The sequence below is a fragment of the Campylobacter sp. LMG 17559 genome (genome assembly GCF_024723605.1).
GTDB lineage: Bacteria > Campylobacterota > Campylobacteria > Campylobacterales > Campylobacteraceae > Campylobacter_D.
The window spans coordinates 1-758 of the sequence record NZ_JANQCZ010000046.1; the positions used below are offsets into that span (position 1 = coordinate 1).

General features: G+C 23.5%; 2 protein-coding genes. Both read right to left on the reverse strand.

Translation table 11 applies throughout. The features are described 5' to 3' along the window. Positions 1 to 126 (reverse strand): glycosyltransferase family 2 protein (locus CAMP5082_RS08235; protein WP_337206432.1); only part of this gene is annotated, 126 nt, incomplete at its 3' end. Beyond that, the gene (locus tag CAMP5082_RS08240) at positions 123 to 725 is read right to left on the reverse strand and encodes a hypothetical protein (protein WP_337206431.1); all 603 of its coding nucleotides are present in this window, start codon (positions 723 to 725) and stop codon (positions 123 to 125) included. The genes CAMP5082_RS08240 and CAMP5082_RS08235, both read right to left, overlap by 4 nt. Positions 726 to 758 lie beyond the last annotated feature (33 nt).

A 758-nucleotide genomic window follows, 5' to 3' on the forward strand; every position in this document is an offset into this window, starting at 1 on the left:
GCTTCCACAATCATCTACTACAATGATTTCTATATCTTTAAAAGTTTGATTAATACAACTTTCTAATGCTCTAGCTATATATTTTTCCACATTATAAGTTGGTAGTATGATAGAAATTTGACTCATGTTCTATCCTGAAAAATTTTTCTAGGATGACGCAAATAAAATCTTGCTTTAAATAAAAAATTATATAAATAAAAATACTTCAATTTATTTTGTAGAATATTTCTGATATTTAATGGATCTTTTTGTTTGTTTTCTTTTAAATAGTTGTACATATATTCTTTTGAAGTTTTTTCTAAAAAAAAACTATTTGTTTTTGATTTGTTATTATAGTTTTGAATTTGCTCAGCTATTTTTGTAAAACAAAATAATTTAAAATATTCTCTAAGCTCTTTATAATTGCTAAAATGCTCTTTTAGTGGCTCTAGATATTTAGGTAATTTTTGCGGTATTAAGGTATTTTGGATATTTGTTATAGAGCCTTTTCTAATTCTATATATCATTAAGGTTGTATTGATATAAAAAACTTTTTTAGCCAAACAAAACAATATAGTTCCAAAATCATGATCTTCATGATAAATTCCATGTGTGAAACGAAGATTGTATTGATTTAAAATTTTAGCTTTAAAAGTTCCTTGCCAAGCAAAATAAAACTGAAAAAAGTTATTTTCTTGCAATAGTTCTATACCGGTATTAAAAAATATTTTTTTACTTTTTTGCATTAGGTCTGTTGACGGTTTTTTTAAAAAACAAGA